Here is a 25899-nt window from a genome sequence, read left to right as displayed (position 1 = left end):
AATTGGTGTCGTGTGTTCAAATCCGAATGTGATATATTAGCCGTAAACTGTGCACAAACATGTGTTACAATACTAAAACAAAACATGGCAACTACTAATCGCCGACATTTTACAAAAGGGATAATCATTGTTACTGAATAAACGATTGGTCATTTCATTTGATCTTGGATTCTGAATCTAACATGTAAACCAAATTCTAATCCTGCCACAAAGATAGCAAAATACTCTAAATTTCTGAAAATTTATTCCTTGAAACATTTTTTTTGTTAAAATATATAGTTTTTGTCATAAAATTATTACCTTTGTCACTTGATAAATTTATCATTGCGGTACTTGCATTATTATCAAGTTTATGATGACGACAGTATTACTTACAACACAAAAATAAATACTCACATTAAATCAACTATTATTTCTGATTATTGGTGACAACCATCTCTGTCCTACGTCTGAAAGACATACATCTACCCATAGAGAAATTACAACAAACAATATATATCTAAAATTAAAAACTGAAATGAAGAAAAAGTTTATCTCAGGACTGCTTCTCATGGCCGTAACTGCCGGAGGATTCAGCACTCTAACGTCTTGCAAGGATACGGACGAAGATCTCCGTACTGAGCTCATGGGGCAGCAGGCAAACCTGCAAGCTGCACTTGATGCTTTGAACCAAAAACTTTCGGACTGCTCCACTAAGTGCGCAGATGAAATCGTACGTTTGGAAAACCTCATCAAGAGTCAACCCCATTACACTGAGAATGAAATCAAAGGTTGGATTACCGACCTTACAAGTCAATACGCAACTCAGGAAAGTCTCAATGCGCTTGAGAAACGAGTCAAGGCTCTCGAAGAAAAAGATTTCAACCAGTTCACACCTGAGCAGGTTGCTGAGATCCTTGCACTCCTTACAACTGTAAATGGTGAAGGCGGTCTTGTCGATGAAGTCAGCTCACTCAAAAAAGTAATTTATGGAGATGGAACAAATCCTGGCCTACTTTCCACTGTTACTGATCTTGAGAAATGGTTTGCCGGAATCGGTCTTACTCCCGCAGAATTTCAGGAACTCGTTAAACAAGGGCAATATATAATCAGCAATAAAGCCGCTCTCGATGCTCTTGTAAAATTACAAAACGACGGCACTCTTAACGAAGATGCCCTTAAGGAACTTAATAAATACTATACTGATCTTGCCGGCATCGACAACATGTATCAAAACATATTCGCAGATGCCAAACTTCCTGAAGGAGAAACCAATTGGTGGAATTACGGAGAAGTGATGCAGAACATCAAAGATAACTCTGCTGCTATCGCCGCTCTTCAAACTCAGGTAGACGAACTCCTCGGCCGAATCAATGGTATGGTAACAAGCCTTGTTCTTCAAGCAACTACCAATCCCGTTTTTGGATCTTTCAACACACCGTTTGGTATCAACTCGATGGTTCTCATGTCATACTACGGGCATCTTGCAACCAGTGTACGCGAGTTCCCGGTATCAGGTGTAGGTGCTGAATGTTATAATGACTATCAGGACATCGATTGGAACTCGATTGTTTCTACCCCATATATTCCTGAGAACCAGATTATCGCAAGTCTCAATGAAGAAGGACAGGCTATTCTTGGCAATCTTTGGTTCACAGTCAATCCCGCTACTGTAAACACTGTTAATCTTGATGGCTTCAGCCTTGTAAACAGCCTTGAAGAAACTTCAAAAGTCAATCTTAAGGTTATCAAAGATGACAACACATCCATCAAGTTCGGTGTGAACTCTACCCGTGCCGCTGGCAATGGAAATGGCCTTTACCGTGCGGAAGCAAGCGTGGCCCCTGAAAATCTTGATGCCATCAAGGTAAATATCGAAGCTGGCCTCAAAGATGCTCTTGTAAACGCAGTTAAAAATCACACTGCTGCCGACATGGCACACATGCTCAAAGCAATCTACAACCAACTTCAGAATGTTTGTGATGCAAATGCTCTCCGCTACACATACGAATCAGTAGCCGGAAAGGGTGATGTCAACAAGGTATATTCAAACTATGGTATTGCCGCTACAGCATTCAAGCCCCTTTCATTTGCTGCTCTTAAAAACGAGTCATTCCCCAATATACCTACTTTCAATCCTATTGAACTTGACAAATCACTTGTCGATCTCGAACTCAAACCGTTCAAGATTGGCGACATTGACATCGACATTGAACTCAAACTTGATGATTTTGAGATTGACCCCGTCGGTCAAACCATTATTTCTGTGAAAATTCCTAAGAAATTCAATGTTGATGTTGATAACGATGGCAAGGGCGAAGCCACTCTTCCTGACAATTGGGAAACCACAGAGGGTATGTATGAAATCATTCAGGTTGATATTACAAAAGACCTTCAGGAAGTTATCAATAATGTTCAAGCCTCTATCGAAAGATGGATTTATGGTATTCCTGGCAACGAAAACAAGCCCGGCCTCAAAAACCAGATTAATGCCGCTGTAGCAAATGCTGTAGATAACGCATTTAATGGTCCTGACGGGGTCATTGCCAATATTGAAAATCAGGTGAACGACATGATGGGTAGCATTCAGGATAAGCTTGATTCTCTTGTTGACCAAATCAATGAAGATTATCTTAATAAGGTAAACACTCTTATTGACAAATACAATGCTGTTGCCAACCGTATCAATAAAGTGCTTACTCATCCTAACCATTATCTCCAGTCTTTAATGCTGTACCGCAAGAGCGACGGTAACCTCGGAATGCTTAGCACTAATCCCAAACAACCTTCGCAGTTCAAGGGTAACGGTGAAGCTATAACTATTTGGGCTACGACATACAACTTTGAGACCGTCTGCCCTGTATTCAAGAAATGCATCGCTGTCACTAAGGTTACTGACCAAAACGGTAATGATTGTCCTGCTTTGGTAACTGCTGCGAATAAGGCAGCCAACAAATTTGCCACTGTTCTCAATGGCGACAATCAGCGTATCGCTCTCGACGTCAAAGGCGCAACCGCTGGCGTTTACACATACGAAATCGCTTATCAGGCTCTTGACTACACCGGTCATACTTCAACTGTTAAGTGCTACGTTCAGGTTGTACGCAATTAATTGAATCGTCAAGGCGTAAAATTTAGAAAACTAAGAACATGAAAATTAATAAGTTATTTCTATCAGCCTCAATCGCCATCTGTGCAGCCTTCGCGGCCAACGCACAGACGGCGCAGGAGGAGACTGAATATGTCTTCCAGCCTCACTGGTATGTCCAGGGTCAGGTTGGTATGCAGGAGACCTTGGGCGAAACAAGCTTCGGCCGTCTGTCATCCTTCAACGCTCAGGTTGGCGTAGGTTACAACTTCAACCCCGTTCTCGGAGCACGTCTCATCTTCAACGGTTGGACTTCCAAGGGTTCGATCACAGTTGACGACGCACGCTCTGACTGGAAGTGGCACTACGTTGCTCCTACCGTTGACCTTATGGTAGACCTCACAAACCTCATCGGCGGTTACAACCCCGAGCGTCTTGTGAGCGCCGGTATCTTCGGCGGTGTTGGCGCGAACTTCGCTTTCAAGAATCAGGAAGCCAACAGAGTCAACAATGCCCTCCGCGCAAGCGTCTATGAGGAGCTCCCTGCTGCAGACCGTCCCGAAGTTCTCCGCAACATCTGGAACGGTGGCAAGGCCCGCTTCGTTGGTCAGTTCGGCGTATTCGCTGACTTCAACATCACCAACAACCTCAAGCTCGGTCTCGAACTCCAGGCCAATGTCCTCCCCGACGGCTACAACTCGAAGAAGGCCAACAATGCCGACTGGTATTTCAACGGCCTCGTTGGTGTGAAGTATGCCTTCGGAACAACCTTCACCAAGCAGAAGCGCAAAAAATGCTGCGGCCCTGAAATTGTAGAAAAAATTGTCGAAGTACCCGTCGAGAAGATTGTTGTAAAAGAAGTCGTTAAGGAAGCAACCGCTCCGTTTGCCCGCGACGTATTCTTCAAAATTTCAACCTTCAATATCACAAATGAGGAAATGGCAAAAGTCGCAGAAGTCGCACGCTACATGAAGGAAAATCCAAATTCAAATGTTACTGTAACAGGTTATGCTGACAAGGGAACCGGAACCCTAAAAATCAACCTTCATCTCTCAGCCCAACGTGCTGAAGCAGTAGCAAATGCACTCATTAATAAATATGATATTTCACCCAGTAGAATTCTTATAAAGAGCATGGGTGAAGTTGAAGACCAGCCATACGCAACTCCCGAACAGAACCGAGTTGCAATTTGTATCGTCGAATAAGTTTTCGACATCAACTCTATAAAAAGCGAGGCCTATCCAAGTGATAAGCCCCGCTTTTTTAACACTTTAATACTTCATAGTTAGAGTTTTTTATCGTAATTTTGCAACAATATTTCACTGAATCTGAAAGATAAATAATATTTTTCTTTTCGACAAGTACTATCCACATAACACAACCAATGAAACAAATCATTACTGCTTTACTTGCGGCTATTTTAGCTATCTCAGCATCTGCTCAACTTAACGGCGACGGTTTTTACCGTGTTCAGAATAACATGACTGAACGTTATATATATGTACTTGACGACAAAGGAGAACTAAATTTTCAAGCAACTACAGCTGAACTTGGAGCAATTGAATTGTGGAAAAACTATGAAAAGACAATTTCTGATCCTGCAACCGTCATATATATAAAAAATCTGGACGGTAAACAGCAAGACTACGATCTTCAAGCGCAAGGAACCGGCGTTCAGAAAATTATAGATTACCCTGTAACGATCTACCAGAGAAATGGGCTTTACAGTATCTATGGCCGTAACAGCGGCATGGTTCGCTATATTGGTGATGCAACAAAAAATTCGAACGACCGTGGTTATGTATCCTGTCTCGACAACGATGAGTATTGTCGTTGGCGTATTTTCCCCATCACAACTGCAAACAGCAACTACTTCGGCATCACTCCGGAATTCCAGCAGGGAGCCGACCACTATGCAACGCTCTATGCCGATTTCCCCTTCGATTTCCATTCGGAAGGCATGACTGCCTACTATGTAAGCTCAGTTGAAAACGGGACTGCCTACATCAAGGAAATCAACGGCACTGTAGCCAAAGGAACTCCTGTCATCATCAAGTGCTCATCTGCTGTTCCCTCCGGCAACAAACTCAGTCTTGGTGGCAACGGTTCAGCCGTCGCAGGAAATATGCTGAAAGGCGTCTACTTCAACAACAATGACCTTGTCCACAAGAACCGCACACCCAACGACAAAGCTACCATGCGCGTGCTCGGTCGTCTTTCCGACGGTTCAATCGGCTTCGTGACATCCAACGAACAGTACCTCGCCCGCAATAAAGCTTACCTCGTTGTACCCGCCGGCACTCCCGCTGAACTCAAGATGGAGATTGCCTCAAACGCAGCTATCGGCACCGTGACATCGGATGCGGTAACCATCAGCATCAACGGTCTCGAACTCCGTGTGGATGGAGCTGAGGATGCAGTTGTCTACAACATCACCGGTCAGCTCATCTCACGCAGCGCAAACGCAAACAGCCATGCAATCAGCCTCCCCGCCCCCGGCATCTACATTGTCAAAGCTGGCGGCAAGGTTGCAAAACTCATTGCCCGCTGAAACAAGGCTATAATCTTCTAAGCCATATCAGGCAACACAAATAAAAATACATCGTGTCGTCCACAGGATACTCATTTCAAGGACGGCACGATGTCTTTTTATGGTTCAAGGTTCATATAAGATACAAAAGAACAAAATAAACAAAAGCAACAGAAGTATAATTTGCTGAAATTAATCTTTTTGTATCTTCTGACCTTCTGTCTTTCTATACCCTTTTCAGATGTTGACGGATTTAATGCACCGTAATTACGGCTTGTGCCCTTATATACCATAACCCATAACCGAGGTGGGGCACACAGCCTAAACCACAAGGGATGCCAAGACGTTTAAACACCGTCAACCGACACACCTCAATCCTTTTTCAACATCTCCTAACAGACAATCACAAAATCATGGACAATAACCAGACCATCTATTTTGCCGGAGGCTGCTTCTGGGGTACCGAACACTTCTTCAAACAAATCGAGGGAGTGACGGCGACCTGCGCAGGCTATGCCAACAGCATAGTTCCCGACCCATCATACAAGGAGGTATGCACCGGCCGCACAGAGGCTGCCGAATGTGTGCGCGTGGACTATGACTCCTCTAAAATCAACCTGCAATTCCTCATACAGCTCTATCTGATGACCATTGACCCGACCACCGTCAACCGCCAAGGTAACGATGTCGGGACTCAATACCGAACAGGAATCTACTTCACGAACGCGGAGCAGCAGGTGATAGCCCTCGCCGAACTTGCAAAGGAGGCTCAGCTCTACTCCGCTCCAATAGCCGTAGAGGTGCTGCCCATCCGGAACTTCTATCCGGCAGAACCATACCATCAGGACTACCTCGACAAAAATCCGACAGGCTACTGCCACATCAATCCCCAACTGTTTGCAATAGCCCGCAAAGCCCGACAGACAAAGTCCATATCTGTCGACCCGTCACCTTACGCCAAAGCATCCGACAGCGAGCTCCATGAACGGCTGAATCCGATCCAGTATGCCGTCACCCGCGAGAACGCAACCGAACCGCCATACCGCAACGAATACTTCGACAATCATCGCAAAGGAATCTACGTCGACATAACAACAGGCGAACCACTCTTCGTGTCAACCGACAAATTTGACTCCGGATGCGGCTGGCCGAGTTTCTCAAAGCCTATTGACAAAAACGTATTGATTGAAAAGAGCGACAACTCACACGGAATGACGCGCACGGAGGTCAGAAGCCGCGTCGGCGACGCTCATCTCGGCCATGTATTTCCCGACGGGCCGAAACATCGCGGAGGTTTGAGATATTGCATCAACAGTGCCGCACTCCGCTTCATTCCCCTCGATGAAATGGCCGAATCAGGCTACGGAGCTTATATCCCGCTCATCGAACAAAGCTGAGAACAGTAATCAGACCGTAATTGACCATAGGAACCGATAACAAAAACGGAGCAGCCTGCATCTCGAATGGGATGCAGGCTGCTTTTTATAAAGAAACTACTGTTAGATAAATTTCAAAATCGGGCGCAAAGGTATGACAATTTTACACATTTTGCAAAATTTCGAATGATTATCTTCACAGCATCCGGTCATTTGACCGAAAATTTGTCATTTTTGATTAAGCTCCGAGGAACTTATCAACAAGACCCTTGACATGGTCGGCTGTGAAACCGAACTTCTCATCAAGCACCTTGTAGGGAGCGGAAGCACCGAAGTGGTCGAGACCGAATACCATACCGTCGGCACCTACAATCTCGCGGAGTGTCGAGGGAAGACCGGCGGTGAGACCGAAGGCGGGAACACCGGGAGTCATCACCGACTTGCGGTAGTCGGCATCCTGGAGGAAGAAGAGACCGAGCGAGGGAACTGAAACCACACGGGCCTTCTTGCCTTCAGCTGCGAGCTTCTCGGCAACTTCGCAGAGGAGTGAAACTTCAGAACCGTTGGCAACGAGAATCACGTCGGGGTTCTCAGCCTCTACAACAGTATAGCCACCCTTGCGGCAACCTGCATTTGCCTCAGCGAAACGGTCGCCTGACGCAGCGGGAAGGTCGGGAAGATTCTGGCGCGAAAGCACGAGAGCCGACGGAGTCTTGAAGTTCTCCATAGCCATTGCCCATGCAACGGAAGTCTCGGCTGCGTCGGCAGGACGGAGGACGAGCATCGAGGGTTCGCCGTTGAAGTTGCGGAGTTCTTCCATCAGACGGAGCTGAGCTTCCTGCTCAACGGGCTCGTGGGTAGGACCATCCTCACCAACGCGGAATGCGTCGTGTGTCCAGATATACTTCACGGGGAGCTCCATGAGAGCGGCCATGCGGACAGCGGGCTTCATGTAGTCGCTGAACACGAAGAATGTACCGCAGGCACCGATGACACCACCGTGGAGAACGATACCGTTCATGACCGCAGCCATTGTAAGCTCAGATACACCTGCGTGGAGGAATGCACCCGAGAAGTCACCGTTGGTGAAGGGATGGGTCTTCTTGAGGAAGGCGTCGGTCTTATCGGAGTTTGCAAGGTCGGCAGACGAAACAATCATGTTGTTGACCTTCTCAGCGAGTACACCGAGGACATCGGCCGAAGCCTGCCGCGAAGCGATGTTTGCCTTGTGGGGAATGGCTTTCCAGTCGATTTCAGGAAGCTTGTTGTCAAGGAATGTGTGGAGTTCCTTTGCAAGTTCGGGATTTGCAGCCTCCCAGGCAGCCTGCTCGGCACGTTTTGCTTTCACGATTTCGCGGAGTTCCTGACGACGGGCATCGTAGAGAGCCTTGACATCGTCGAAGATAACCCAGGGATTCTCGGGATCGGCACCGAGATTCTTCATTGTGGCAGCATAGTCAGCGCCGGATGCGCTGAGGGGCTGACCGTGGGTCGAGCACTGGCCTTCGAAATTGGAACCGTCAGCCTTGACAACACCCTTGCCCATCACGGTGTGGCCGATGATGAGGGTCGGTTTCTCCTTCTCACCCTGGGCAGCAACGATAGCGTTGGCAATCTCCACGGGATCATTACCGTTGATTTCAATCACATTCCAGTGCCATGCGCGATACTTGGCAGCGACATCCTCGCGGTCAACTGCATCGACCATTGTCGAGAGCTGCACACGGTTGCTGTCATAGAACATGATGAGATTGTGGAGACCGAGATAACCGGCAAGACGGCCTGCGCCCTGCGAGATTTCTTCCTGAATACCACCGTCGGAGATGAAAGCGTAGGTCTTGTGGCTCATCCACTCGCCGAAACGGGCGGTCATGAAACGCTCTGCGATTGCACAGCCGACAGCCATTGTGTGGCCCTGGCCGAGAGGACCGGAAGTGTTCTCGACACCACGCTCGGGATGGAGTTCGGGGTGACCGGGAGTCGGCGAACCCCACTGGCGGAACTGTTCGAGCTCAGCCATTGTATAGTGACCGAAGAGAGCAAGCACACTGTAGAGCATGGGCGACATGTGGCCGGGATCGAGGAAGAAACGGTCACGGCCAAGCCACTTGCCGTCGTCCGGGTCAGTGATCAGAAATTGAGAGTAAAGTACATTGACAAAGTCTGCGCCACCCATGGCGCCGCCGGGATGTCCGGACTTTGCTTTTTCAACCATAGAAGCGGCGAGAATACGGATATTGTCAGCCGCACGGTTAACTGCTGTCAGATTCATTGATTATAAAGTATTATTAGAATAAATGATTCGGTTAAAAATGGTATCGTTATCTATTAAGGATTAGCAGTACAAATATAAGGATATTTGCTCAGAAATAGTGCAAACGGCTATTAATATGATTTAAATACGTATTAATATGAGGCAAATATACAAATTAAAAACGAATTCCTTGTCATGATGACAAGGAATTCGACACACAATAGTAACAAATAATAGATGCACCGCTTTTCACAAAGAGGATTATCACCTATGCTTTAATCCCGCTTTACAGCGGAATCAAAATTTTCAGTCTTTTCCTTTTTTACCATGCCTTCGTGCATGATGCGGGAAGAACGACAATACGGAGGGGGCTTCGGACGGCGATGTCGAAAGCGCTCATCCTATATGCTCGTAAGTTGAAGCCCAAAAAACAGAGGCGTCCATTTTTGCAGCGAGCATTCCGCAATCCACACCGTCGGGCAATATGCACGCAGACGATGTGACTGACAGACACCTCATCGGAAAAATATCTTCGGGTAACACAGCACCCGGACGATCGGACCGGTTGCAGCGGATACAGTATGCCATATCAGTCACAAAGACCGGTGGCAAATTTAAACATTCTTCTCAACTCATGGGTGAAGGTGGACAAAATCCGGAAGACGACAGGCTGCATGGGATATATGTCACGGCCTTGAACTTACCGAAAATCGTCAAGGAAATAGGGATGGAAATATTGAAAGTCCGCATAATCCTCATGATAGCGGAATGACCGTTTCAGTAGATTAGTTGTTGAATCAGGCAGGATGAATTGCCTTCGAGTTTTGTAGATTATTTATATTTTTTCGGTTTGTTGTTTTTATGCAGTTTCTATATAATAGGATGTTTATTTTTTTTACAAGATTGTCAGACTATCTGAAGCCGGCCACTAACCCGGGATTAAATCAGGCTGTAGATGGCACAACGACGAACGTCTACAGAATTGCGACACAAAAATAAATAATGTTGACGAAACAACCACCATTTTTGATTAAAAATTTTCAAAAAAATGTGATTACAGCCTCTCCAAAGGCGTTTTTCATGAAAAAACTTGGATTTTCAGACTCTTTTTGGTCCGCAAAGTACAATAAGTCTCCCTCTCGTCAATTTTGAATGATAATAACAGAAGCCTTTATCGCGAAAATCAAAAAAGAATCATTATCTTTGCTGAACCATAGGTTTTACTTCTTACCTTGTAATCAACAATTCTAAGTAAAAAATTTAAGTTCACTAATCAATTAACAAATCTTTCTACCTAAACAACGTAATGGAAACTACTGCTAAAAACAATGCGCGGATAGTAGCCATAGTGGTGATGTTCTTCATCTACGCTATGATCTCATTCGTGACAAACCTGGCAGCTCCTATCGGAACAATCTGGGGCTATCAGTTTGAAGGAAACTCAGTGCTCGGCATGATGGGCAACATGATGAACTTCCTTGCCTACCTCTTCATGGGTATTCCCGCCGGCAACATGCTCGTCCGCATCGGCTACAAGAAGACTGCACTCTGGGCGCTCGCAGTCGGAGTCATCGGTCTCTTCGTTCAGTTCCTCTCAAGCTTCGTCGGAACAGAAAGCGTCGTGACCACCTTCTCATCAACAAATGCCGAGGGAGTAGCGACAACCTTCCCCATCACACTCAACTTCTTCATCTATCTTCTCGGTGCCTTCATCTGCGGTTTCTGCGTATGTATGCTCAACACCGTTGTCAACCCGATGCTCAACCTTCTCGGTGGCGGCGGCAACAAGGGCAACCAGCTCCTGCAGTTCGGCGGCGCGCTCAATTCACTTTCCGGCACCCTTACACCGCTTTTCGTCGGTATGCTCATCGGTGTGCTCAGTAAGCAGACTCAGATAGGAGCCGTCAATCCCCTCCTTTTCATCGGTATCGGCATCTTCGCAGTCGCTTTCGTCATCCTGAGCTTCGTTTCAATCCCCGAGCCCAACCTCAGCAACGGTAAAAAAATCAAATATTCCCATTCACCCTGGAATTTCCGCCACACAGTCCTCGGTGTCGTCGGTATCTTCTTCTATGTAGGTATCGAAATCGGTATCCCCGGCACTCTCAACTTCTACCTCGCTGACCAGAGCGCAAACGGCGCAGGTGTGCAGGGACAGGCATCAGCCATCGCCGGTGCGATCGTAGCCGTCTACTGGCTCTTCATGCTCATCGGACGTACCCTTTCAGGATTCATCAGCGGTTCGGTTTCATCACGCACTCAGCTCATCGCCGTGTCGACAACTGCAATCATCCTTATCGTCCTCGCTATCTTCATCCCGAAGACAACAACCTTCCCTGTTCCAGAATTCCTCTATGAAGGTGGCGCACAAGTACCCGTCAGCGCCTTCCTCCTTATCCTCTGCGGCCTCTGCACCTCCATCATGTGGGGTGGCATCTTCAACCTTGCAGTCGAAGGTCTCGGCAAATACACCGCGCAGGCTTCCGGTATCTTCATGATGATGGTTGTCGGTGGTGGTGTCATGCCTCTCATCCAGAACGCAATTGCAAAATCAAGCGGTTACATGGCCTCTTACTGGCTCGTTGTAGCAATGCTGGCCTATCTTCTCTACTACGGTCTCGTAGGCAGCAAGAACGTCAACACCGACATTCCCGTCGACGAGGAGACTCCCGACGCGCTCAACCTCTGATAAGCACCCCGCTAATCATATAAAGCGTTCCGACTTGACGATTTCAAGCCGGAACGTTTTTTTATTGCGCCACAGATTCATTTACCGATTCATCGATAAATGCCGGAGTTGATTGTGGGTCTATACCTCGATGATATTATCGGACATCGATTATATTATCGGACATCTTCGATGCCCATTTCTGTGTGTCAACCGATAACCCCACACCTTCACGGCACGCAATTTCGCCCTACGGGCTTCATTGCCGTGCCGCTCGATGCGGGGCTATTAGCGCACCGCTGCTTCGCAGCGTTCAGGTTGCCATCCGGCAAGGAGAGGTGGCTACATCGCCTCGCAGCATACCAATTCATCCGGCAAGGAGAGGTGACTACATCACCTCGCAGCCTAACAGTTCATCCGGTAAGAGTGGTGACTACATCACCTGCAGCCTACCAATTGCCATTTGGCAAGGAGTGGTGACTACATCTACCAATTGCCATTTGGTTAGGGAGTCTTTCGGCGCGGGTTTCTCGTTCAATTCACAACATCATCCAAAGGGTTGCGGGCTACAGCGGGTTTCGACTTCTTTACATTAGTCTTAACAGCTTTCTTCGGGCTTCTGACACGCTTATTCACTGAATCGGCAATAAGAGTATCAGGCACCGCTGCAAGCGTGTCAAATCGCACTGCAACGCCGTCATCCTTACTTCCGGAGCTTCCGAAGAAGAATGACTTAATGCAAAGCCACAGCGGTAAAGCACCCAAAAGCACTATAAGGACAATCAAACCCCGGCGTTCACCGGATGTGAAACGGCTCATAAAATTCAAGTCATTATTGTTTGTATATTCAATCTTCACTCCTGCAATCGAGGAATAGGATAGTCACTCAGATGCACGAGGTGCGATCTCACAGATTAGTCTTAACAGGCAATCTTCATTCCGCTCGGTGATCATCTTAAGAGGAGAAAAAACAGAAATGTCATAAGAGGAGAAGAAACAGAAATGCCATAAGAGGAGGAGAAATAGCTTAAGAAAAGGAGAAATAGCTTAAGAGGATGAGACCTATCATGAGATCATGGGAGGAGGAGATCATGGGAGGAGGAGATCATGAGAGGAGGAGAAAAGCGGAATAGGGCCAAAATATGGATAGAAAAAAACATCGCCGCCACTTGAATAAATGACAGCGATGCTTTTTATGAAATTTATCTTCTGAAGAAGATTATTCTGCTGCAGGCGCTTCTGCTGCGGGTGCCTCAGCCTTGGGAGCTTCTGCTGCGGGAGCTTCTGCTGCATTGGCCTTGCCACCACGGCGAGAACGACGGGTGCGGGTTGACTTCTTGGCACCGTTGTCCTTAAGCATGTTTTCGTTGTAGTCAACGAGCTCGATGAAGCAAGTCTTGGCGTTGTCACCGAGACGGTTGCCTGTCTTAAGGATGCGGGTGTAACCACCGGGGCGGTTAGCAATCTTCTGAGCGATTTCGCGGAAGAGTTCAGTCACGGCCTCCTTGTTCTGGAGATGAGCGAAGACGAGGCGGCGGTTGGGAGTGCTGTCTTCCTTAGCGCGGTTGATAAGGGGCTCAGCATAGACGCGGAGAGCTTTAGCCTTGGCGAGAGTTGTGAAGATGCGCTTGTGCATGATCAGCGAAATCGTCATGTTGGCGAGCAGAGCGTCGCGATGAGCCTTCTTGCGACTGAGGTGATTGAATTTTTTATTATGTCTCATCGTTATAATTACTCTTTATCAAGTTTATATTTTGAAATGTCCATTCCGAACGACAGATTGAGGTTCGCCAGAAGCTCATCAAGCTCGGTGAGCGACTTCTTGCCGAAGTTGCGGAATTTCAGGAGGTCGGTCTTGTTGAAGACCACCAGTTCACCAAGGGTCTCAACCTCGGCGCTCTTAAGGCAGTTGAGTGCGCGGACTGAAAGGTCCATATCCACAAGCTTGCTCTTGAGGAGCTGACGCATGTGGAGCACTTCTTCGTCGAATTCCTCTTCACCGTCAGCTTCGTCCGTTTCAAGAGTAATCTTTTCGTCGGAGAAGAGCATGAAGTGATAGATGAGGATTTTCGCAGCTTCCTTAAGCGCATCCTTGGGAAGAATGGAACCGTCGGTGGTGATTTCAAGTGTGAGCTTGTCGTAGTCGGTCTTTTGATCAACGCGGAAGTTCTCCACCGTGTATTTCACGTTCTGGATAGGGGTGTAGATCGAGTCAATGGCGAGGACATCGATAGCGTCGTTGGCGTTACGGTTTTCCTCGGCGGGAACCCAACCACGACCCTTATTGATGGTGAGGTCGATAGTGAAGCTGGCGCTCGGATCCAAATGACAGATTACAAGATCAGGGTTCAGGACTTCAAATCCTGAGAGGACCTTGCTAATGTCACCGGCTGTGAACTCTTCCTGACCTGACACAGTGATGGTAGCCTTTTCGAAGTCGGTATCTTCAACCGTCTGCTTGAGGTTGACTTTTTTGAGGTTAAGAATGATGTTTGTGACATCTTCCTTGACGCCGGGGATAGTGTCAAACTCGTGTCTTACACCGTCGATGCGGATCGACGAAATTGCAAAACCTTCGAGCGAGGAGAGAAGGATGCGACGCAGGGCGTTGCCAATGGTTATACCATATCCCGGTTCCAATGGCTTAAACTCAAATTTACCGAAATGATTGTCGGCTTCCAACATGAGGACTTTGTCGGGTTTCTGGAATGCTAATATAGCCATGGATCTTAATTTAATGATTATTTAGAATACAACTCGACGATAAGCTGCTCTTTGATGTTCTCGGGAATATCTTCACGGGCGGGAACGTGGAGGAACTTACCAGCCTTGAGGCTTTCGTCCCATTCCAGCCAAGGGAATTTGCTGTGATTGAAACCGGCGAGTGCGTCGGCAATTACTTCGAGAGACTTTGATTTTTCGCGGACACCGATAACGTCGCCGGGCTTAACAGCGTAAGAGGCGATGTTGACAACCTTACCGTTGACAACGATGTGGCGGTGAAGGACGAGCTGACGGGCAGCTGCACGGGTGGGGGCGATGCCAAGACGGTAAACTACGTTGTCGAGGCGACCTTCAAGAAGCTGAAGAAGGATCTCACCGGTGATACCCTTTGAGCGTGATGCTTTGTCAAAGAGGTTGTGGAACTGCTTTTCGAGCACGCCGTATGTGTATTTAGCTTTCTGCTTCTCGCGGAGCTGAACACCGTACTCAGAAGTTTTTCTTCTTTTGTTGAGTCCATGCTGGCCCGGGGGATAGTTCTTCTTGGCGAGGACTTTATCTTCACCGAAGATGGGTTCGCCGAACTTACGGGCGATTTTGGTGCGGGGACCTGTGTATCTTGCCATTTTTGTGTTTGTTTGAAATTGTTTGTCCTGTTATCGTCAAACCGGAGGAATCTGCCTTTGTGACAGCCGCGACCATAGAGAGGTGAAAAAAATATGGTCTATTTCACAGATGGCTTCATCCTTGCTTCATGCCGGAAGGTAAAAATGCCGGAAGAGCGAATGGGGGATGACTTAAGGACGGGTGTAAAATTGATGAATCAAAATTTACTTTGTGTCGGCCTCTGCTTCTCAAATTATATATGAAAGTTAAGAGCGGGAAGTCATGGAGGACCGACGGTAAGCGTGATGACGCGGTCAGATTAGACGCGACGACGCTTGGGAGGACGGCATCCGTTGTGGGGAAGCGGAGTTACGTCAACGATTTCAGTAACTTCGATGCCTGCGCCATGAACGGTACGGATAGCTGATTCGCGGCCGTTGCCGGGACCCTTGACATAAGCCTTCACTTTGCGGAGGCCGAGGTCATAGGCAACTTTTGCGCAATCCTGAGCTGCCATCTGAGCAGCGTAGGGAGTGTTCTTCTTTGAGCCACGGAAACCCATCTTGCCTGCAGATGACCAGGAGATAACCTGACCTTCAGAGTTGGCTAAGCACACAATGATGTTGTTGAAAGACGAGTGAACGTGAAGCTGACCGGCGGCGTCAACCTTAACGTTACGTTTCTTAGCTGCGACTGTCTTTTTTGCCATGTTGATTTATTATTTAGTAGCTTTTTTCTTGTTAGCAACAGTTTTCTTGCGACCCTTGCGAGTACGGGCGTTGTTCTTGGTGCTCTGGCCACGCACGGGAAGACCGTTACGATGACGGATGCCACGGTAGCAACCGATGTCCATAAGACGCTTGATGTTGAGCTGGATTTCGCTGCGAAGGTCACCCTCCACCTTGTAATCGCTGCCGATTACTTCACGAACCTTGGCTGCCTGGTCGTCGCTCCAATCCTTGACTTTGATATTAACGTCAACGCCGGCCTTTTCAAGAATGGTCTTGGCTGCGCTGCGTCCGATACCAAAAATATAGGTCAGGGCGATTTCACCTCTTTTGTTCTGGGGGAGGTCAACTCCCACGATTCTTACTGCCATATAATAATTTGATTACTTGACTAAAATTTTTGCAAAGGTAATACTTTTTTGCTGACTGCGAAGCGGTTGGACAGCGATTTGAAACACTTATTAGGAATCATTGGGAAATATTAACTAATAAGACGCTACAATAGAGCCATCCGCTTTCGCGGGACAGCTCATTAGCCTTGACGCTGCTTGTATTTAGGGTTTTTCTTGTTGATGACGTAAAGACGTCCCTTGCGGCGCACGATCTTGCTGTCCGGAGTGCGCTTTTTAACTGAAGCTCTTACTTTCATTGGTTTATCAGTGTATTGAAGTTGAATATTGTATCTTTGAAATTGTTGTGCAGGGCGTTTCCGATTATTTGTAGCGGAAAGCGATGCGGCCCTTCGAGAGATCGTAAGGTGACATTTCAACTTTCACCTTATCGCCGGGAAGGATTTTGATGTAATGCATACGCATCTTGCCGGAGATGTGGGCTGTGATCTCATGCCCGTTTTCAAGCTCGACGCGGAACATTGCGTTTGACAATGCTTCGACGATAGTGCCGTCAAGTTCGATTGCTGCCTGTTTTGCCATGTTTTATTGGTTTCAACAAATGATTTTGAATTTTAAATGAATCTATCCCCGAGAGCTTCCTCGATATAGTCGAATGTGGTCAGGATCTCCGGTCCTTCGGGCGTGATAGTGATCGTGTGCTCATAATGCGCAGAGGGCTTGCGGTCCTTTGTTCGGCACTGCCAGCCATCCTTCTCGATGACGATGTTGCGGCTTCCGAGATTGATCATGGGTTCGATGCAGATACACATTCCTTTTTTAAGGACTGGTCCTACACCGCGACGACCATAGTTGGGAACTTCAGGATCCTCGTGCATCTTCTTGCCGATTCCGTGGCCACACATCTCGCGGACGACTGTGTAGCCGTGGCGTTCGCAATAGGTCTGCACGGCGTTTGCAATATCACCGATGCGCTTGCCTTCCTGAGCGGCGGCGATGCCCTTGTAGAGCGACTCCTTAGTGACCTTGCAGAGCGCAAGGACTTCGGGAGCGACCTCTCCGACAGGGAAAGTGTAGCACATGTCGCCATTGTAACCGTCGAGCTCGACAACTGTATCGACACCGATGATGTCGCCGTCGCGAAGCTCGTAACCTGAAGGGAAACCGTGGACGACGGTTTCATTGACCTCTATGCAGAGGGTGCCCGGAAAACCTCCGTAACCGAGACAGGCGGGCTTTCCGCCATTGTCGCGCATGAACTCACGCGCTATATTGTCGAGGTGACGGGTAGTCACGCCCGGAGCCACCCACTTGGCCACTTCGCCAAGTGTGCGGCTCACAAGCGTGCATGCCTGTCGCACTTTTTCGATTTCTTCTGGAGTCTTAAGATAAATCATTTATCTAATGAAAAAATCTGCGGTAATCGAGTTAACAGCATTAATATGCCGAACCGGTAGTACGGCCTTTGATCTTGCCATCTTTCATGAGGCCGTCGTAGTGGTGCATCATCAGGTGACTTTCAATCTGCTGGAGGGTGTCGAGAACAACACCGACGAGAATCAGAAGGGAAGTACCACCGAAGAACTGCGCGAAGTTCTGGCTGATGCCGAAGAAGCGCGCGAACGCCGGAAGGATGGCCACGATGCCAAGGAAGAGTGAACCGGGAAGAGTGATGCGCGACATGATGGAGTCGAGATACTCTGCGGTCTTCTTACCGGGCTTCACGCCGGGGATGAAACCATTGTTGCGCTTCATATCCTCTGCCATCTGGGTGGGACGCACTGTGATGGCTGTATAGAAATAAGTGAAGGCTACAATGAGGATGAAATAGACAAGATTATACCAGAAGCCGTTGATATCCGAGAAGGCTGCGTAGAATCCCGAAGATCCCTCTGAGCTGCCGAAGCCGGCAAGAGTGATGGGAATGAACATGATTGCCTGGGCGAAGATGATGGGCATCACACCGGCGGCATTAACCTTCAAAGGAATATACTGGCGGGCGCCTCCATACTGGCGGTTGCCGACAATACGCTTTGCATACTGCACGGGAACCTTGCGTGTGCCCTGCACGAGAAGTACAGCACCGACTGTGACGGCGAAGAGGAGGATGATCTCTACAACGAACATGATCAGACCGCCCTGGCTGCCGGTGGCACCCGGGAGACGGCTGGTGAATTCGTAGAAGAGCGCTCCCGGAAGACGGGCAATGATACCTACAAGGATGATGAAGGAGATACCATTGCCGATACCGCGGTCAGTGATCCGCTCGCCGAGCCACATGATGAACATGGAGCCGGCTGCAAGGATTACAGTAAGGAATGCCAATGTCCAAAAGCCCATGTGGGCACCGCCAGTGGCGGCACTCACCTGGACTTGGAGATTTACAAGATAAGCAGGACCCTGAAGGAGCAGAATCAGCACGGTCAAGTAGCGGGTGTACTGACTGAGCTTCTGTCGGCCGCTCTCACCCTCGCTCTGCATCTTCTGGAAAGAAGGGAGCACCATGCCGAGGAGCTGAATCACGATGGACGCAGTAATGTAGGGCATGATACCCAGAGCAAAGATGGAAGCCTGAGAGAACGCACCTCCCGAGAACATGTCGAGAAGCTGCATCAGACCGCTCTTGTTGGTAAACTTCGACAGCGCGTCGAGATCTTCCGGCGAGATGCCGGGAAGCACGACGTAGCAGCCGAGACGATAAACGAGCACCAACAGAAGAGTGACGAGAATGCGTTTTCTCAGTTCCTCAATGGTCCAGATGTTACGGATTGTTTCAATAAATCTCATTTCGAGGAGAAGGGGGATTAAATTTTATTGATAGAGCCTCCGGCTTCAACGATTGCCTTCTCAGCGGCAGCGGAGAAAGCATTTGCCTCAACGGTGAGCTTTTTGGTGAGCTTGCCGTTGGCAAGGATCTTAACGGGCTGCTTGCCGTTAACGACACCTGCAGCGATGAGCTCTGCCACACCGATCTTGTCGAGGTTGGCGCTGTTTGCAAGGTTTTCGAGGTCAACGAGGTTGACAGCCTTGTATTCAGTGCGTGACAGGGGCTTGAAACCGAATTTGGGGAGGCGACGCTGAAGAGGCATCTGACCACCTTCGAAGCCTATCTTACGGCTGTAGCCTGAACGAGACTTTGCACCTTTGTGACCACGGGTAGATGTACCACCCTTGCCGGAACCGGCACCACGGCCGATGCGGGTTTTCTTCTGCACAGAGCCTACAGCGGGTTTTAAATTGCTTAAATCCATAGTTGTGTTAATGATTTTTAGAAATTAGGCGTTGGTCACTTTTACCAAGTGGCTGACTGCTTTAACCATACCCATGATAGAGGGGGTGTCCTCGAGGACAACCGAATGATTCATTTTTCTCAGGCCGAGAGCATCAAGGGTGCGCTTCTGAACAGCGGGTGCGTTGATGCGGCTCTTGATCTGGGTGATTTTAATTTTTGCCATTTGATATATGGAGGATTAGCCGTTAAACACTTGTTCGATTGAGATACCACGGTTCTGAGCCACCTGAGCGGGTGAACGCATTTCGCCGAGAGCGGCGATGGTAGCCTTGACGAGGTTGTGGGGGTTGGAAGAACCCTTTGACTTAGCGAGCACGTCGGTGATACCTACGCTCTCAAGCACGGCACGCATCGCACCACCGGCCTTAACACCGGTACCGTGGCTTGCGGGCTTGAGGATGACGCGAGAACCGCCGAACTTTGCGAACTGCTCGTGGGGGATGGTGCCACGGTGAACGGGAACCTTGATGAGATTCTTCTTTGCAGACTCTACGCCCTTAGCGATAGCAGCCTGAACTTCATTGGCTTTGCCGAGACCCCAGCCTACGATGCCGTTTTCATTACCAACGACAACGATGGCAGCAAATGTAAAGGTGCGGCCACCTTTTGTCACCTTGGTAACGCGGTTGATGGCAACCAGACGATCCTTGAGTTCGAGATCGTTAGTAGACTTTACTTTATTGTTCTTATTTGCCATATCTTCTTAGAATTTAAGGCCGCCTTTGCGTGCGGCATCTGCCAATGATTTTACTCTGCCGTGGAAGAGGTAACCGTTACGGTCGAAAACGACTTCGGTGATACCTGCTGCGAGAGCCTTCTGAGCGATGGCTTCGCCAACCTTGGCTGCGATTTCACACTTGGTGCCCTCTTCAATGCCCTTTGACGAAGTTGCGCAGAGAGTAGTTCCTGCGAGGTCGTCGATGAGCTGGACATAAATCTGCTTGTTGCTGCGGAAAACCGACATGCGGGGACGAGAGGCGGTGCCGGAAATCTTGCCACGGATGCGGGCCTTGATTTTATTTCTACGTTGTATCTTAGAAACCATTGTTTTAATCAATTTAATTATTTAGCACTTGCCGACTTACCCGACTTGCGACGGATAATTTCGCCCACAAACTTGATACCTTTGCCCTTGTAGGGTTCAGGCTTGCGGAGTGAACGGATCTTGGCACACACCTGGCCGAGGAGCTGCTTGTCGTCGCTCTCGAGGATGATGAGAGGATTCTTGTTACGCTCGCTCTTAGCTTCAACCTTAACTTCGGGGGGAAGCTTGATATATATAGCGTGTGAATAACCGAGCGAGAGCTCAAGCACCTGACCGGTGGCGGCGGCGCGGTAACCCACACCAACTAATTCCATTTCCTTACGATAGCCGGTAGAAACACCAACAACCATGTTGTGAAGGAGAGCGCGGTAGAGACCGTGCTGAGCGCGGTGCTCGCGGTCGTCGCTGGGACGGGTGACAACGATATGGTTGTCTTCAACCTTCACTTCGAGGTCGGGATTTACTTTCTGAGTAAGGGTGCCTTTAGGACCTTTTACGGTTACTACATTATCCTTGTCGACGGTGACCTGTACACCTGCGGGGATCTCAATGGGAGCTTTACCTATTCTTGACATAATTATGTATCCTCCTTATTGATTAGTAAACGTAGCAAAGGACCTCGCCACCGATCTTAAGGTCGCGGGCCTTCTTGTTAGTCATCACACCCTTCGAGGTTGAGAGGATGGCGATGCCGAGTCCGTTCAACACACGAGGCATATCTTTGTAGCCGGTATAACGGCGGAGACCGGGACGCGATACGCGCTCAAGGTTCTTGATAGCGTTGACCTTGTCAACGGGATCGTACTTGAGGGCAATCTTGATTGTGCCGGCGGGATTTTCGCTCTCCTCAAACTTGTAGTTGAGGATGTAGCCTTGTTCGAAGAGAATCTTGGTGATCTCTCGCTTCAAGTTTGAGGCAGGAATCTCTACCACACGGTGGTTGGCTTTGATTGCATTTCTCAATCTTGTCAGATAATCTGCTATAGGATCAGTCATTTTGAAAAATGTTTAAATTGATTGGGATTTTCCCAACAATATTTAATACTCACTGTGATTCTTTGGAGCTTTAGAGGTGAGAGGTGGAGAGGGGGGATTGACGAAAGGGTGTCGGGGCGTCCGGCTATCAGCTTCTGAAAAAAGGTTCCTTCATGTCGGACGGCTGCGGGCCTGGTCAAGCGGGATTAGGAGTAACTTTCTGACCGGGACTCCGCTTAGAGGTAACGACTCTCGAGCCGTCGACTGTCAGGAAACAGAGTGCTGGAAAAGCTTAGATGGCTTTGTCGAGGCCATTCAGCCCAAACAGTGGCTTACCAAGAAGCCTTCTTCACACCGGGGATGAGACCGGCAGAAGCCATTTCGCGGAACTGAATACGTGAAATACCGAACTGACGCATGTAGCCTTTGGGACGACCGGTGATTGAGCAACGGTTGTGGAGGCGTACGGTAGAAGCGTTCTTCGGGAGGAGCTGGAGACCTTCGTAGTCACCGGCAGCCTTGAGTTCGGCTTTCTTCTTGGCATACTTGGCAACGAGCTTAGCGCGTTTTACCTCGCGTGCCTTCATTGATTCTTTTGCCATAGCTTAAGCTTAGTTTTTAGCGTTTTTGAAAGGGAGACCGAATTCCTTGAGAAGAGCATAACCTTCTTCGTCGGTGTTGGCCGAAGTAACGAAGGTGATGTTCATACCCATGAGCTTGTTGATGGTATCGATGTTGATTTCGGGGAAGATGATCTGCTCAGTGATACCGAGGGTGTAGTTACCACGGCCGTCGAGCTTGCTGTCGATACCTTTGAAGTCACGGATACGGGGGAGGGCCACACGGATGAGGCGCTCGAGGAATTCATACATTTTCTCACGACGGAGAGTCACCATCACGCCGATAGGCATCTTCTTACGGAGTTTGAAGTTAGAGATGTCCTTGCGTGAGAGGGTAGCGACAGCCTTCTGACCGGTGATTGCAGTGAGCTCGTTGATAGCGGTCTCAATGAGTTTCTTGTCCTGAGTAGCTGCGCCGAGACCCTGGTTGATGACGATTTTCTTCAACTTGGGCACCTGCATGGGTGTGGTGTAGTTGAACTTCTCTGTCAGGGCGGGAACGATGCGTTCCTTATAGTCTTTTTTAACTGCTTCGGTGCTCATTACTTAATTTCCTCTCCTGATTTTTTAGAAATACGGATTACATTGCCTTTTTCATCACGACGGCAGCTCACGCGGGTGGGCTTGCCAGACTTGGGGTCGATGAGTGAAAGGTTGGAGATGTGGATGGGAGCTTCCATCTTGATGAGGCCTCCCTGGGGGTGCTGTGCATTGGGCTTGGTAGCCTTGGTCACCATGTTGATACCTTCAACGATGGCCTTCTGCTTCTGCACGAGAACCTTGAGCACACGACCCTCCTTGCCACGGTCTTCGCCGGCAAGAACATAGACGATGTCGCCTTTCTTGATATGTGATTTGCTCATTACGTTTATTGTTTTTGACGGTTAAGATGATTAGAGGACTTCGGGTGCGAGTGAAACGATCTTCATCTGGTTGGCGGCACGGAGCTCACGGGCAACGGGGCCGAAGATACGGGTTCCGCGGAGTTCGCCTGCATTGTTGAGAAGCACACACGCATTGTCATCGAAGCGGATATATGATCCGTCGGGGCGGCGGATTTCCTTCTTGGTGCGGACCACCACTGCCTTCGACACTGTGCCTTTCTTAACGTCTGATGAGGGGATGACACTCTTGACAGAAACGACAATGATGTCACCTACAGAGGCATAACGACGGCCGGTTCCACCAAGGACGTGGATGCAGAGGGCTTCTTTAGCACCGCTGTTGTCGGCTACTGTTAAACGGCTTTCAGTCTGTATCATAGTTTATTTCACTTTTTCGATGATTTCCACGAGGCGCCAGCGCTTGGTCTTGCTGAGGGGACGGGTCTCCATGAGGCGGACGGTGTCGCCGACTGAACATTCGTTCTTTTCGTCGTGAGCGTGATATTTCTTGGTTTTGTTGACAAATTTGCCATAGATGGGGTGCTTCTCTTTCCACTTCACCATTACGGTGATGGTCTTGTCACCCTTGTTGCTCGAAACAACCCCGATGCGTTCTTTTCTTAAATTTCTCTTTTCCATTTGTGGGGAGTTTATTTGTTGTTAAGTTCGCGCTGACGCAACTCTGTCTTTACGCGAGCGATAGCCTTGCGTGCATGTGTAATCTTAGCGGGGCTGTCAAGGGGCGAGATAGCGTGGTTGATCTTGAGCTGGGTGTAGTCCTTCTCCATCTCAGCCAGGCGGTCGCGGAGGTCCTGAGTGCTGACTTCAGTGAATGATTCTTTCTTCATGACGGGTTACACATTTTGAGTTGGGTCATAATCGCGACGCACAATGAATTTAGTGGTCACGGGGAGTTTTTGAGCTGCGAGGCGGAGTGCTTCCTTAGCGATGTCGTAGGGAACGCCTTCAACCTCTATGATGATGCGGCCGGGAGTAACGGGGGCAACGAATCCTTCGGGAGCACCCTTACCTTTACCCATACGAACCTCAGCGGGCTTCTTGGTGATGGGTTTGTCAGGGAAGATGCGAATCCAGATTTGACCCTGACGCTGCATATAACGTGTCACAGCGATACGGGCGGCTTCAATCTGGCGACCGGTGATCCACTTAGACTCGAGGGTCTTGATGCCGAACGAACCGAAGGCCAACTGGTTGCCACGCTGCGCAATGCCTTTCATGCGGCCTTTTTGCGCGCGGCGAAATTTGGTTTTCTTAGGTTGTAACATTGTGTTGTTGAATCAATTGTGGGTTTAACGGTTGTTTTTGGGTTTGCGGAAACCGCCACGACGGGGAGCACCGTTTGAAGATGAGTTGCGGCTGTCCTTCTGGGTATTGGTATACTGGGGAGCGAGGTCACGCTTGCCGTAAACCTCACCGCGGCAGATCCAAACCTTAACGCCGATAACACCAACCTTAGTGTGAGCTTCTACGAGAGCGTAGTCGATGTCAGCACGGAGGGTGTGGAGGGGCGTACGGCCTTCCTTAAACATTTCGGAACGGGCCATTTCAGCGCCATTGAGACGACCTGAAACCTGAACCTTGATGCCTTCTGCACCGGCGCGCATGGTAGATGCAACGGCCATCTTGACAGCACGGCGGTAAGCGATCTTACCTTCGATCTGACGGGCGATGGTTGAAGCTACGATCTGAGCGTCGAGTTCTGGACGCTTAACTTCGTAGATGTTGATCTGGACATCCTTGTCGGTGATCTTCTTGAGCTCTTCCTTCAGCTTGTCGACTTCAGCACCGCCCTTGCCGATGATGAGACCGGGACGCGAGGTGCAGACAGTGATGGTGATGAGCTTCATGGTGCGCTCGATGACGATGCGCGAAACGCTTGACTTTGCAAGGCGGACATTGAGATACTTGCGGAGTTTGGAGTCCTCGAGCAGAGTATCGCCGTATTTCTTACCGCCATACCAGTTAGAGTCCCATCCACGGATAACTCCCAAGCGATTGCTGATTGGATTTACTTTCTGTCCCATTTGTTAAGCTTTAGCGTTTTTGTTATCAATTGTGTCAACAATCAATGTGACGTGGTTTGCGCGTTTGCGGATACGGTAGCCACGGCCCTGAGGAGCGGTGCGCAGACGCTTGAGCATAGGAGCACAGTTCACATAGATAGTGCTGACATAGAGCTCGCCGGCGTCGGCTTTACGTTCGTTCTTGGCTTCCCAGTTGGCGATTGCCGAACGGAGGAGCTTTTCGAGGCGGGCAGCCGCTTCCTTGTTTGAAAATTTCAGGATGCCGAGTGCACGGTTAACCTCGACCCCGCGGACCATGTCAGCGACAAGGCGCATCTTACGGGGAGAGGTAGGGATGTTGAGGAGCTTTGCGAAAGCTACCGTCTTCTGTTCGGCTTTCCTGAGGTCGGCTGAATTTCTTTTTCTTACACCCATTTTATTGTAATTCTTTTCTTTTTTACAAATGAATTAGTTATATCAGGGCCCAAATTATTTCTTGCGGTTACCGGAGTGACCACGGAAGGTACGGGTGGGAGCGAACTCTCCGAGCTTGTGGCCGACCATGTTTTCAGTAACGTAGACAGGGATAAATTTGTTACCGTTGTGAACTGCGAAAGTGTGACCTACAAATTCGGGGGCGATCATAGAAGCGCGGCTCCATGTCTTGATGACCGACTTCTTACCGCTCTCTTCCATTGCAGCGACCTTCTTTTCGAGCTTCACGCTGATAAACGGGCCTTTTTTTAATGAACGACTCAT

32 protein-coding genes are annotated in these 25899 nt (G+C 48.8%); 5 read left to right on the top strand and 27 right to left on the bottom strand.

Translation table 11 applies throughout. The annotated features are described in order from the left end of the window. The first annotated feature begins 517 nt into the window (after positions 1 to 517). The 4 genes from QZ310_RS03360 (at position 518) to msrB (ending at position 6994) form a co-directional block, all read left to right on the top strand. The gene (locus tag QZ310_RS03360; RefSeq protein ID WP_297070359.1) at positions 518 to 3091 is read left to right on the top strand and encodes a hypothetical protein; all 2574 of its coding nucleotides are present in this window, start codon (positions 518 to 520) and stop codon (positions 3089 to 3091) included. Between the two features lie 38 nt (positions 3092 to 3129). After that, positions 3130 to 4272: an OmpA family protein gene (locus QZ310_RS03355; protein WP_297070357.1), complete on the top strand. Its 1143-nt coding sequence runs from the start codon at positions 3130 to 3132 to the stop codon at positions 4270 to 4272. Between the two features lie 545 nt (positions 4273 to 4817). After that, positions 4818 to 5618 carry a T9SS type A sorting domain-containing protein gene (locus tag QZ310_RS03350; RefSeq protein ID WP_297070355.1) on the top strand — a complete coding sequence of 267 codons (801 nt, stop codon included), beginning with the start codon at positions 4818 to 4820 and terminating at the stop codon, positions 5616 to 5618. Positions 5619 to 6010: 392 nt separating this feature from the next. Further along, positions 6011 to 6994, top strand: coding sequence for a peptide-methionine (R)-S-oxide reductase MsrB (gene msrB, locus QZ310_RS03345; RefSeq protein ID WP_297070353.1), 984 nt, complete (start codon positions 6011 to 6013; stop codon positions 6992 to 6994). 217 nt (positions 6995 to 7211) lie between these two features. On the opposite strand, the gene QZ310_RS03340 is transcribed toward msrB, so the two are convergent. After that, positions 7212 to 9245 carry a transketolase gene (locus tag QZ310_RS03340; protein ID WP_297070350.1) on the bottom strand — a complete coding sequence of 678 codons (2034 nt, stop codon included), beginning with the start codon at positions 9243 to 9245 and terminating at the stop codon, positions 7212 to 7214. Between the two features lie 1288 nt (positions 9246 to 10533). On the opposite strand from QZ310_RS03340, the gene QZ310_RS03335 reads away from it, so the two are divergent. After that, entirely contained in the window at positions 10534 to 11916 is a 1383-nt protein-coding gene (locus QZ310_RS03335) for an MFS transporter (protein ID WP_297070348.1), read from the top strand. A 513-nt stretch (positions 11917 to 12429) separates the two neighbouring features. Here QZ310_RS03335 and QZ310_RS03330 read toward each other — a convergent pair. The 26 genes from QZ310_RS03330 to rpsS all read right to left on the bottom strand — a co-directional run bounded on the left by QZ310_RS03330 (position 12430) and on the right by rpsS (position 25899). Next, complete coding sequence (locus tag QZ310_RS03330) at positions 12430 to 12714, bottom strand: hypothetical protein (protein ID WP_297070347.1); 285 nt, start codon at positions 12712 to 12714, stop codon at positions 12430 to 12432. A 400-nt stretch (positions 12715 to 13114) separates the two neighbouring features. Further along, the gene (gene rplQ / locus QZ310_RS03325) at positions 13115 to 13618 is read right to left on the bottom strand and encodes a 50S ribosomal protein L17 (RefSeq protein ID WP_297070345.1); all 504 of its coding nucleotides are present in this window, start codon (positions 13616 to 13618) and stop codon (positions 13115 to 13117) included. 8 nt (positions 13619 to 13626) lie between these two features. Continuing rightward, entirely contained in the window at positions 13627 to 14619 is a 993-nt protein-coding gene (locus QZ310_RS03320; protein ID WP_297070343.1) for a DNA-directed RNA polymerase subunit alpha, read from the bottom strand. A 17-nt stretch (positions 14620 to 14636) separates the two neighbouring features. Further along, on the bottom strand, positions 14637 to 15242 hold the full coding sequence (rpsD, locus tag QZ310_RS03315; RefSeq protein ID WP_297070341.1) for a 30S ribosomal protein S4: 606 nt from the start codon (positions 15240 to 15242) through the stop codon (positions 14637 to 14639). A gap of 299 nt (positions 15243 to 15541) precedes the next feature. Beyond that, positions 15542 to 15931, bottom strand: coding sequence for a 30S ribosomal protein S11 (gene rpsK / locus QZ310_RS03310; protein ID WP_107031234.1), 390 nt, complete (start codon positions 15929 to 15931; stop codon positions 15542 to 15544). Positions 15932 to 15940: 9 nt separating this feature from the next. Next, a complete protein-coding gene (gene rpsM / locus QZ310_RS03305; RefSeq protein WP_286066597.1) occupies positions 15941 to 16321 on the bottom strand; it encodes a 30S ribosomal protein S13 in 381 nt (126 codons plus the stop codon). A 161-nt stretch (positions 16322 to 16482) separates the two neighbouring features. Beyond that, the gene (gene rpmJ, locus QZ310_RS03300) at positions 16483 to 16599 is read right to left on the bottom strand and encodes a 50S ribosomal protein L36 (protein WP_016562612.1); all 117 of its coding nucleotides are present in this window, start codon (positions 16597 to 16599) and stop codon (positions 16483 to 16485) included. A gap of 64 nt (positions 16600 to 16663) precedes the next feature. Then, entirely contained in the window at positions 16664 to 16882 is a 219-nt protein-coding gene (gene infA / locus QZ310_RS03295) for a translation initiation factor IF-1 (RefSeq protein ID WP_107031232.1), read from the bottom strand. A 32-nt stretch (positions 16883 to 16914) separates the two neighbouring features. Continuing rightward, a complete protein-coding gene (gene map / locus QZ310_RS03290) occupies positions 16915 to 17697 on the bottom strand; it encodes a type I methionyl aminopeptidase (protein WP_297070334.1) in 783 nt (260 codons plus the stop codon). A gap of 40 nt (positions 17698 to 17737) precedes the next feature. Then, positions 17738 to 19087 carry a preprotein translocase subunit SecY gene (gene secY, locus QZ310_RS03285; RefSeq protein WP_297070332.1) on the bottom strand — a complete coding sequence of 450 codons (1350 nt, stop codon included), beginning with the start codon at positions 19085 to 19087 and terminating at the stop codon, positions 17738 to 17740. A gap of 17 nt (positions 19088 to 19104) precedes the next feature. After that, complete coding sequence (gene rplO, locus QZ310_RS03280) at positions 19105 to 19551, bottom strand: 50S ribosomal protein L15 (RefSeq protein ID WP_297070330.1); 447 nt, start codon at positions 19549 to 19551, stop codon at positions 19105 to 19107. A gap of 24 nt (positions 19552 to 19575) precedes the next feature. Next, positions 19576 to 19755 (bottom strand): 50S ribosomal protein L30, encoded by a 180-nt coding sequence (rpmD, locus tag QZ310_RS03275; RefSeq protein ID WP_297070328.1) that lies wholly within the window; start codon positions 19753 to 19755, stop codon positions 19576 to 19578. Between the two features lie 15 nt (positions 19756 to 19770). Next, a complete protein-coding gene (rpsE, locus tag QZ310_RS03270; protein ID WP_297070326.1) occupies positions 19771 to 20289 on the bottom strand; it encodes a 30S ribosomal protein S5 in 519 nt (172 codons plus the stop codon). A gap of 6 nt (positions 20290 to 20295) precedes the next feature. Beyond that, a complete protein-coding gene (gene rplR, locus QZ310_RS03265; protein ID WP_297070324.1) occupies positions 20296 to 20637 on the bottom strand; it encodes a 50S ribosomal protein L18 in 342 nt (113 codons plus the stop codon). Positions 20638 to 20654: 17 nt separating this feature from the next. Then, positions 20655 to 21212, bottom strand: coding sequence for a 50S ribosomal protein L6 (gene rplF / locus QZ310_RS03260; RefSeq protein ID WP_297070322.1), 558 nt, complete (start codon positions 21210 to 21212; stop codon positions 20655 to 20657). Positions 21213 to 21234: 22 nt separating this feature from the next. Continuing rightward, positions 21235 to 21633 carry a 30S ribosomal protein S8 gene (gene rpsH, locus QZ310_RS03255; RefSeq protein WP_297070320.1) on the bottom strand — a complete coding sequence of 133 codons (399 nt, stop codon included), beginning with the start codon at positions 21631 to 21633 and terminating at the stop codon, positions 21235 to 21237. Between the two features lie 311 nt (positions 21634 to 21944). Further along, on the bottom strand, positions 21945 to 22214 hold the full coding sequence (gene rpsN / locus QZ310_RS03250; RefSeq protein WP_123615502.1) for a 30S ribosomal protein S14: 270 nt from the start codon (positions 22212 to 22214) through the stop codon (positions 21945 to 21947). 9 nt (positions 22215 to 22223) lie between these two features. Beyond that, positions 22224 to 22775, bottom strand: coding sequence for a 50S ribosomal protein L5 (gene rplE, locus QZ310_RS03245; protein WP_297070318.1), 552 nt, complete (start codon positions 22773 to 22775; stop codon positions 22224 to 22226). Beyond that, complete coding sequence (rplX, locus tag QZ310_RS03240) at positions 22775 to 23095, bottom strand: 50S ribosomal protein L24 (RefSeq protein ID WP_297070316.1); 321 nt, start codon at positions 23093 to 23095, stop codon at positions 22775 to 22777. Before rplX ends, rplE begins: the two co-directional genes overlap by 1 nt. Before the next feature lie 30 nt (positions 23096 to 23125). After that, a complete protein-coding gene (gene rplN / locus QZ310_RS03235; RefSeq protein ID WP_107031220.1) occupies positions 23126 to 23494 on the bottom strand; it encodes a 50S ribosomal protein L14 in 369 nt (122 codons plus the stop codon). A 3-nt stretch (positions 23495 to 23497) separates the two neighbouring features. Next, complete coding sequence (gene rpsQ / locus QZ310_RS03230; protein WP_123615505.1) at positions 23498 to 23755, bottom strand: 30S ribosomal protein S17; 258 nt, start codon at positions 23753 to 23755, stop codon at positions 23498 to 23500. An 11-nt stretch (positions 23756 to 23766) separates the two neighbouring features. Then, positions 23767 to 23964 carry a 50S ribosomal protein L29 gene (gene rpmC / locus QZ310_RS03225; RefSeq protein ID WP_297070314.1) on the bottom strand — a complete coding sequence of 66 codons (198 nt, stop codon included), beginning with the start codon at positions 23962 to 23964 and terminating at the stop codon, positions 23767 to 23769. A 6-nt stretch (positions 23965 to 23970) separates the two neighbouring features. Beyond that, on the bottom strand, positions 23971 to 24402 hold the full coding sequence (gene rplP, locus QZ310_RS03220; protein WP_297070312.1) for a 50S ribosomal protein L16: 432 nt from the start codon (positions 24400 to 24402) through the stop codon (positions 23971 to 23973). 24 nt (positions 24403 to 24426) lie between these two features. Continuing rightward, positions 24427 to 25161, bottom strand: coding sequence for a 30S ribosomal protein S3 (gene rpsC, locus QZ310_RS03215; RefSeq protein WP_297070311.1), 735 nt, complete (start codon positions 25159 to 25161; stop codon positions 24427 to 24429). A gap of 3 nt (positions 25162 to 25164) precedes the next feature. Next, positions 25165 to 25575, bottom strand: a complete 411-nt coding sequence (rplV, locus tag QZ310_RS03210) for a 50S ribosomal protein L22 (protein ID WP_297070309.1) — start codon at positions 25573 to 25575, stop codon at positions 25165 to 25167. Positions 25576 to 25629: 54 nt separating this feature from the next. Further along, positions 25630 to 25899 carry a 30S ribosomal protein S19 gene (rpsS, locus tag QZ310_RS03205; RefSeq protein ID WP_107031214.1) on the bottom strand — a complete coding sequence of 90 codons (270 nt, stop codon included), beginning with the start codon at positions 25897 to 25899 and terminating at the stop codon, positions 25630 to 25632.

It is taken from the genome of uncultured Duncaniella sp. (assembly GCF_910577345.1).
Lineage (GTDB): Bacteria > Bacteroidota > Bacteroidia > Bacteroidales > Muribaculaceae > Duncaniella.
This window is presented reverse-complemented; position numbering and strand designations above follow the sequence as displayed.